Below are 7,200 nucleotides of genomic sequence, written 5' to 3'. Positions count from 1 at the left end.
TTCTCGATGGAGACTGGATGGAGCGCGCGCCGTTATCTTCTCCCGCCGCGGCAGGAGAAGATAACGGCCATCTCAGCGCCAAACACTTCGGTAACATCCCTGGGTGAGGCAATAGGGGGGGTCAATTTCTCACTTCGCCCGACAAACCCGACACGGGTATCGCTTGATGCTGGCTTGGATGAGATCCTTCGGAGATCTCCAGCGTGTCGGGGTCGAATGCTCCGGCAGCTACGGTGCAGGGTTGCTGCGCTACATGCAGGGCGCTGGTGTCGATATTCTGGAGGTTACCACACCTGACAAATTAGACCGTCGCCGGCGCGGTAAGAATGACGACTTCGATGCAGAAAGCGCAGCCCACGCTGCCTTTGCCAAACGGCACACTGTGACGCCGCGCACGCGAGACGGCATGGTAGAGAGTCTTCGCGTGCTGCGGGTATGCCGAAAAACCGCGGTTCAGGCGCGCCGCATTGCGCTGCAGATGATCCAGATGACCATCGTTTGTGCACCAGACAAGATCCGAGATCCGCTGCGCAGCATGACGCGGATGCAACTAATCCGCACGCTCGCGTCTTGGCGCCCTGATCTCACGGCGTATCGCCAGATCGAGGAAGCCTACCGTATCTCTCTCAAGTCCCTGGCGCGGCGTTATCTCGAACTGCATGACGAGATCGCTGACCTGGACGACATGATCGAGGCCATCGTCAAGGACCTCGCTCCCGAACTGCTTGCTCAAGCCGCGATCGGTTTGAACAGCGCAGCACAGTTGCTGTTGACGGCTGGCGACAATCCCGACCGGCTGAGGTCCGAAGCGAGCTTCGCAGCATTGTGCGGCGTCAGCCCGGTACCGGCCTCTTCAGGGAAAACGGTTCGTCACAGGTTGAACCGGGGCGGTGATCGCGCGGCCAACAGTGCCATCCACATCATCGCTATCGGGCGACTTCGACTAGACGCTCGCACGCAGGACTACGTCGCCCGACGCATCGCAGCGGGAAATTCGAAGCTGGAGGCAATCCGCTGCCTCAAACGCTACATTGCCCGTGAAGTCTTCGGTATTATTATGCGACGGCACAGAGAGATCAGCCAAACCCAAATCGCCGCTTGACTCTTAGAAGGGCGTCCAGGGTAGCCAATACACTAGCGAGCAGTTCCAGCGTCTCATGGCCGATCACGGCATCACCTGCTCGATGAGCCGGTCCGGCAATGTCTGGGACAATGCCGCGATGGAAAGCTTCTTCTCATCCCTCAAAACGGAACGAACAGCTCGCAAAGTCTACAGGACCAGGGACGATGCAAAGGCGGACGTGTTCGACTACATCGAGCGTTTCTACAATCCGAAGCGTCGGCTGCATAGCGGCAATCTAGGTGAGATTCGTCTCATCCTGATTGCCGCGCTATAGTCGGCATTCGACACTGGGCTACCTCAGCCCGATGGAATTTGAAAACAAGGTCGGATTAGCTTAACTCGGTGTCCGAAAAACCGGCAGCAGGCCAGATTTATGAGTTTACGACCTAGCGTAACGAGCGTTCCTTCGGGCTGACACCGGACCAGCACCCGGGTCACGATCGCTACCAGGCGAGACTGAAGTCCGTCTCGATAGCGAGGATTATTTTCTCGGCTGCCACGGTCGGGAAGCTAATCCCCTTTTCGATGAAAAAGGCTGCGGCCAGCAATTTTGCCTGCCGTAACGCCTCCACTATGAAGCCAGAGGGATTGTCCGTGGTCGCGATTGGCAGGGGAACAGCGATTTCGATGACGAGACCCTTGACCTTGCGAGAGAAGTGACCGGCTCGAAGACCGATAAAGTCTGGTCCCTGAATAGAACCGGGTACGACAAACACAGGGTTCATCCAAGCTTCTGCTCCGGCATCGTAGTCGGACCGTCGATGACGCGCAGCCACGTTCATTGCTCGCATTACCTGCGATTTGAAAGTTGAGGTTTTGTATTCGGGACCACCAAGATCCAAACCTATTGAGATCATGGCTGATCTTTAGAAATATTTCTGGGGGCTGTCCATCAGCGCGCCCGAGGCCGGTGTTTGCGCGCGGCCGCTCATCGATGTAGATCCTGTGACCTGATATATCAGGTCTGTATGGAGGATATATTGATGGCGAAGGTCGCCAGGGAAGAACTGATCGATGCGGCTGGTCAATTCGTCGAGGCGATGCGGGAGGATTTCGACCGTTCGATCGAGTTGGTCGATTTCCGGTCATACGCGCGAGTTTATCGCGGCTGGCGCGATGAGGACTGGCACGACATGGAAGGCGAGGCAGCCCTGATTCAGTACTTCAACGGCCCCTATGACCTGGCGAGGCAGCCGATCGGTATGCGCTGGGACTTCATCAACAATACGGTTGAGAAGCAGATCCAACAATAGCGGCGGTGCGCGGTGCGGGGTGTCAGGTGCACATTCAACGGATGGCCACGTGCAGATTGCATGTGGCCTGAGATGGTCAGAGCCAAGACGGCTAGAGGGGATGACGGTAGATGACATTCAAGCGCGGAAGGCATGTTGTGTTTCTCGCGATCCTGTTTTTCAATTCTTTGTCAGCGTCGGCTAGTGACGACTCCCATAGAGGCGCTAAGGCCGAGGCGATGCGAGAACTCGCCAAAAAATTCCCTGATCTAGTGTGCGAGGTCCATGTGAACCTTAACCGATGTGCTGAGATCGTGGGGGAGCCGAGTCTCGAGGCAACGGGCGGTACAGAAGAAGCTCGTAAGAGTTTCTGCTTTCATGCAGTCAAGAATATCAGGCAGTCAGCACCCTTCAAAAGTCTTCCCGCAGACAAATACGACCAGTGGAAAGTTATGGTCGTCCGTTTTGATGCTTCGCAAATGATACCTTAGTGCAGGGCTTTTGGAGGAGGAGGGAGAAGGTCTACAGCTTTCTTTGCTACGCTACGGAGCTTCCTCCAGTCCTGCAAATTTTGCTCGGGAATCCGTTCCTGAAGGGCGGTTAGCATCCATCCGTCAGCCTCGATATTCCCAGCGTACTCGAGCGCGTTAAACCGCTTGAGATATGCCACGATCCGCGGCCGTGCATCGCCATTGTCTAGGTCTATCCCTGCCGCAAGCTGCTGCGCTTCATGATACGCAGCGGCGATCCGGCGCCTTACGTCATCGCTGCTGTTTACAATCACGCCAAGCGTGTAGATCAGCGTCTCGGCCAGGTCTTCGGTTTCGTCGCGCATAGCGCCTCTCTGAGGCTATTTGCGTGACGATCACTATCGCGGGGGGACACTGAAGTAATCCACAAATCGCCGGGGGGTGCGAATTGTTCGGCCTCAACTCATCTGACGGCTAGTTCACCTTCTTCCCGGCCACGTTGGTGACCGATCGAAACACCTTCGACGCGTCCGGGCGCTTGTCCCACGCTGCTTGTGCCGGAGCATTTGGGGCAGGGCATGCCGGCCGATCCGCAGCCGCATGACCGCGTGCCAGTCCATGGCTTGATAGGGTGAGCCTCGCACACCCAGCCGGTGTCTCGGCAGTCTTTACATATTAGCATCATTTCCCCCGTGAGAGGCGCCATGCACTCCACCGACATTGTCGCTTGCCGGCGGTACCGCGGCTGCAATGGAGCATGCTTTCACGTCGAGTAGATAACAGATGGACTCGTCTACTTCAGGGTCAATGGGAGAGGGACGAGAATATCCATTGATCTAGATACCTTCGTCGCGCTCATGCGGCACGATCTCCCCAATGAAGCATTGAAGGGGCATGGGGACTGATGGCAGGGAATGACGACATGGCGAATGGAAACGATGTGAACCGCATATATACGGACGCCGTCACCGCCCAGCTTGGCGAGCGGGTCACCAACCTTGGCCGGCGCCAGACGGATCTTGATGCCGAGATGCGCGCTGGCTTCAAGGCCATGGAAAACGGGATGACGACGCTGGCAGGCGAGATGCGGACCTCACTCGCCGCGCTCTCTGCCAATCTCGCAGAACGAAGTCGGCCGCAATGGCAGGCCTTGAGCGTCGTCCTGGCATTCGCCGCCATGCTCGGCGGTCTGGCATACCTCCCCATTCGCGAGGCAACAGGCGACCTGAAATCAAGCGTAGCACCGCTCACTGATAAAATGGTGACGCAGAAGGAACTGGAGTGGCGAACGGCGAGAGGAGCCGAAGACCGGCAGAGAAGCGAAGCGATGATCAAGGAGCTTCGGGAAGAGCAAGTTCCTCGCAAGGAGCTCGATCGCGTCTTCAATAGCTATGATGAACAGCGCTCGGATATTCGGCGGCAGTTGGATGAAGTGAAGCAGGCTCAGGGAAGCGTCTATGGCGCGAGGGACATCCTGCTTGACCTTCGGGAGCGGATCGATCGAATGGAGCGCCAGCGGCTCTTGGCCGCCGGCAGCTAGTCTCGGCTCTGGACGCCCCAAGTGCTGCCGGCTAGGCGGCGTTTGCGGCTTGACGATTACGGCCGCGGGATTTCTATTGATGCGAAGTAAGGTTGGTCCGGTTGGTGCCGGTAGTGTTTCCAGCAGAACAGCCAAAGATATCACCGGCTCTGAAGGGCTCCCAGACTGCGAGCTGCTAAACGAATGAAGAACGTGCTTATCATAGATGGTGCCGAGAACTGCACCTACGATGTCTTCCAGCTTAATGACAATGAGTTCATTCAAGTTTTCGGCAATAAGGAAATCGTGTTCGTTGAAGATCTTGTCGCAGATGAGACATCTAAAGCATTTTACGATCCGATCTTCACTGGGATGTGGGGAAGACGAATCGACAAAAAGGACGTTATCGGAATACACGGCACGATTTTCTACGAGCAGTACTATAAAAAACGACACTTCCCCGGGGGTAGCTGGGACGGATGATCGATGACTCGACCCCGCCAATCCGACGCCCCCGCGTCGCTAGACTACTTCCCATCAGGTGAAGCATGAACTCGTTCTGGGTCAAATTGGCGCTGAACCGGTGGGAATGCTCCAAGCGCTCAGTTTGAGTATAAACATGTTCTTTTTCCGATTCTTCTCGCTCGCATCGTTCAGCGTGATGCTCAGCTCCTGTGCCATAAATGTTTCTGTTCTTTCTGTTCAGGTCGAGGATACGGTCCAGGAGCGCCCGACCATGAGCTTCGGGCCGAGCCGACCTGAAAAGGGTGGGCCATGGAGAAAGATCACAGTGGAATTCACCAAAGATCAATTGTCCTCGATCTGGCGATCGAACTCGACTTTTTTATTGGAATTTAATGACTGCGCAGGAAAGCGCCTTCTTATTGAAGATATCTACGTAGGAGATTATCCCCTCAACAGGCTGTTGTCGCTAAATTCCGGGGAGTTCAAGGATAGTTTCGGGGGACTGGATACCAAAGTATTGGCTGTCGCGTATATGGAGGAGAAGGTTTTCTCTGAAGAAGCTAGAATATGCGTTCAGGTAATAGGTGGGAACATGATCGGGGCAAAAATAAAGAGTGGGCAAGCTCGTATAAAATGACCTTGTGTGATGGTTGATCAAATTAACGATGTCGAGCGAGCTCGAATTGTATCGGTACTCGATGCCGCTAAGCGCGGCTTATGGGATGACTTCAAACGGCTGACGGACGTTGATTTTCCAAACGAGGAGTCCATGCATTCGCAATTCCAAGCTTCGATCGAACAACTTCGACAATTCAACGGTTTATCGAGTTTCGAAAGCCACGCGCAACCGCAGTCAGATGGTTCGCGTCTGATCTATGTGCGCATCGCTCCCGTGGAAAGCGCTCGAACGTCTATCAGGATGACGCTGCAATCATCGCCACCTGGCTGTGACCATGGCATTCGCATCCTCACGTTCCATCCAGAGCTATAGAGGAAATATTCGATAACGCGTGCCGGTTGATCGGGTTATGAGCGTGCCAACATACGTCGCGGAGATCGAGTGCCGCGCCTGGACCAATGACGGGAAGCTTCGGCATCCTTCGTTTAAGCGGCTGCGCGATCCTGACGATGCCGGTGAGATCCTCCGGCTGCCTGATTAGAGCGAGCCGCTCAATAAAGCAGGGTTACCGACTGCGACGATGCGATCAGCGATGTGATGGCAACGGTCAGCGAGAACGCGAAGGCAACGTAATATCGGGTCATGGATGCTCCCGGCATTTCCAACAAGGACGTGCCCTACCTGGAACGCTTCATCTCGATGTCAAGAAACCGGGCAGTCGCCGGTCATTCCAGCTTCCGCTTCAGTGCCTTCAGCAGCGCATCAAGCGTGAGCGTCCGGCGAAGGCATTTTCGGGTGGTAGAGGGATGGAAGCTATAGGACGCGTTTCATTTCATCGAGCATGATGCGTTCGATCATTTCGGGATCGCACTGTGCGTCAATGAGGAACTCGCGGATACCGCCGTCCCAGGTCCTGATGTCGGCGAGTAGGCTTTGAAGTTCTTCGATGCCTTTCTCGGTCAGACCCTTCGTGCCATCTTCACTGCCATCGCTGACGTAGACCAGTTCGCCCTCGGAGATGTTGTCCGAGTTGGCCGTCACTTCTTCGATCAGTTCGAGGTTCTCGCCGATCATGCCGGCGACTTGCTTGAGCGTATAGATGAATCTCGAGCGTGCCATCAGGCGGCCTCACATCGAGCGTTTGCCGGCGCCCAGTTCCAGGGCAGCAGGTCTTCAATTCGGTCTTTGGGGTGATCCTGGATCCGGGTCAGGACATCTGTCAGATACACCTCCGGATTATGGCCTTGCAGTTTAACCGTCTCGATGATGGTCAGGACATTGGCGATGCGCTCACCGCCCTTGTCCGAGCCGGCAAACAGCCAGTTTTTTCTTCCGATTCCCATTCCCCGTTCATTCTGCCCATGTCGGCGATGAAGTCGAGGTTCATTATCGCTGGCATCCGTATTTCGGCCAGAAGGTAGTCGTTCGCCGTGTCGAAGAACGCTCTATAGGCCAGTTTCTACATGTTCTGGGGCCACCGGGCGTCGTGGTTTCGATTGCCGGGTGGATGATTGATCCTGTGGTCTGCAGCGGCATGACCATGGGGACGCCAGGCGTCGCTCTTGCGGCGCTTATCGAATTGAACAGGCTGGTCACCAGCGCCGACAAGCCTGCAGTCTTCCGAAGTGGACTTAGAATCACTCAGGAGGACCATCATGAGAACCCGCAATACGCTGATACCGGCGTCGGGCCGGCAGCTCGACCTGGTATTCCAAAGCCGGACGCTGGACGGACTGAGCGACAAGGATCGCAAGAAGGCGATATTAACGCTG

The 7,200-nt window shown here is 55.7% G+C and carries 9 protein-coding genes and 3 pseudogenes; 8 read left to right on the top strand and 4 right to left on the bottom strand.

All coding sequences use genetic code 11. The annotated features are described in order from the left end of the window. Positions 1–145: 145 nt before the first annotated feature. Positions 146–1,102 (top strand): annotated as a pseudogene (locus C5L12_RS27190) (IS110 family RNA-guided transposase); the annotation flags it as partial. 16 nt (positions 1,103–1,118) lie between these two features. Beyond that, a pseudogene (locus tag C5L12_RS27185) lies at positions 1,119–1,461 on the top strand (IS3 family transposase); the annotation flags it as partial. A 105-nt stretch (positions 1,462–1,566) separates the two neighbouring features. Here C5L12_RS27185 and C5L12_RS27180 read toward each other — a convergent pair. Beyond that, the gene (locus tag C5L12_RS27180) at positions 1,567–1,980 is read right to left on the bottom strand and encodes a hypothetical protein (RefSeq protein WP_157949137.1); all 414 of its coding nucleotides are present in this window, start codon (positions 1,978–1,980) and stop codon (positions 1,567–1,569) included. 126 nt (positions 1,981–2,106) lie between these two features. Here C5L12_RS27180 and C5L12_RS27175 point away from each other — a divergent pair, with 126 nt between their 5' ends. Continuing rightward, positions 2,107–2,376, top strand: a complete 270-nt coding sequence (locus tag C5L12_RS27175) for a hypothetical protein (RefSeq protein WP_105375109.1) — start codon at positions 2,107–2,109, stop codon at positions 2,374–2,376. 466 nt (positions 2,377–2,842) lie between these two features. Here C5L12_RS27175 and C5L12_RS27165 read toward each other — a convergent pair whose 3' ends face one another. Further along, entirely contained in the window at positions 2,843–3,190 is a 348-nt protein-coding gene (locus tag C5L12_RS27165; RefSeq protein WP_105375107.1) for a hypothetical protein, read from the bottom strand. Between the two features lie 557 nt (positions 3,191–3,747). Here C5L12_RS27165 and C5L12_RS27155 point away from each other — a divergent pair. The 5 genes from C5L12_RS27155 (at position 3,748) to C5L12_RS27140 (ending at position 5,969) form a co-directional block, all read left to right on the top strand. After that, complete coding sequence (locus C5L12_RS27155) at positions 3,748–4,365, top strand: hypothetical protein (protein WP_245423061.1); 618 nt, start codon at positions 3,748–3,750, stop codon at positions 4,363–4,365. A gap of 183 nt (positions 4,366–4,548) precedes the next feature. Continuing rightward, on the top strand, positions 4,549–4,827 hold the full coding sequence (locus C5L12_RS27150; RefSeq protein ID WP_105375104.1) for a hypothetical protein: 279 nt from the start codon (positions 4,549–4,551) through the stop codon (positions 4,825–4,827). A gap of 58 nt (positions 4,828–4,885) precedes the next feature. Next, positions 4,886–5,446: a hypothetical protein gene (locus tag C5L12_RS27145; RefSeq protein WP_157949136.1), complete on the top strand. Its 561-nt coding sequence runs from the start codon at positions 4,886–4,888 to the stop codon at positions 5,444–5,446. A gap of 9 nt (positions 5,447–5,455) precedes the next feature. Then, positions 5,456–5,800 carry a hypothetical protein gene (locus C5L12_RS28275; protein ID WP_157949135.1) on the top strand — a complete coding sequence of 115 codons (345 nt, stop codon included), beginning with the start codon at positions 5,456–5,458 and terminating at the stop codon, positions 5,798–5,800. 37 nt (positions 5,801–5,837) lie between these two features. Beyond that, positions 5,838–5,969, top strand: a complete 132-nt coding sequence (locus C5L12_RS27140) for an ATP dependent DNA ligase (RefSeq protein ID WP_157949134.1) — start codon at positions 5,838–5,840, stop codon at positions 5,967–5,969. Positions 5,970–6,241: 272 nt separating this feature from the next. Here the strand turns inward: C5L12_RS27140 and C5L12_RS29160 are convergent, their stop codons facing one another. Both C5L12_RS29160 and C5L12_RS27130 read right to left on the bottom strand, forming a co-directional pair. Further along, entirely contained in the window at positions 6,242–6,547 is a 306-nt protein-coding gene (locus C5L12_RS29160; protein WP_105375102.1) for a hypothetical protein, read from the bottom strand. Next, positions 6,547–6,777 (bottom strand): annotated as a pseudogene (locus C5L12_RS27130) (transposase domain-containing protein); the annotation flags it as partial. The gene C5L12_RS29160 and the pseudogene C5L12_RS27130, both read right to left, overlap by 1 nt. Between the last annotated feature and the right edge of the window lie 423 nt (positions 6,778–7,200).

The sequence above is a fragment of the Neorhizobium huautlense genome, from assembly GCF_002968575.1.
GTDB classification, from domain to species: Bacteria; Pseudomonadota; Alphaproteobacteria; order Rhizobiales; family Rhizobiaceae; genus Neorhizobium; species Neorhizobium huautlense.
This window is presented reverse-complemented; position numbering and strand designations above follow the sequence as displayed.

Excerpts from the sequence above, each read along its gene's own strand:
- C5L12_RS27180 (WP_157949137.1), bottom strand. The coding sequence starts at position 1,980 with ATGATCTCAATAGGTTTGGATCTTGGTGGTCCCGAATACAAAACCTCA.
- C5L12_RS27175 (WP_105375109.1), top strand. The coding sequence starts at position 2,107 with ATGGCGAAGGTCGCCAGGGAAGAACTGATCGATGCGGCTGGTCAATTC.
- C5L12_RS27165 (WP_105375107.1), bottom strand. The coding sequence starts at position 3,190 with ATGCGCGACGAAACCGAAGACCTGGCCGAGACGCTGATCTACACGCTT.
- C5L12_RS27155 (WP_245423061.1), top strand. The coding sequence starts at position 3,748 with ATGGCGAATGGAAACGATGTGAACCGCATATATACGGACGCCGTCACC.
- C5L12_RS27150 (WP_105375104.1), top strand. The coding sequence starts at position 4,549 with ATGAAGAACGTGCTTATCATAGATGGTGCCGAGAACTGCACCTACGAT.
- C5L12_RS28275 (WP_157949135.1), top strand. The coding sequence starts at position 5,456 with ATGGTTGATCAAATTAACGATGTCGAGCGAGCTCGAATTGTATCGGTA.
- C5L12_RS27140 (WP_157949134.1), top strand. The coding sequence starts at position 5,838 with ATGAGCGTGCCAACATACGTCGCGGAGATCGAGTGCCGCGCCTGGACC.
- C5L12_RS29160 (WP_105375102.1), bottom strand. The coding sequence starts at position 6,547 with ATGGCACGCTCGAGATTCATCTATACGCTCAAGCAAGTCGCCGGCATG.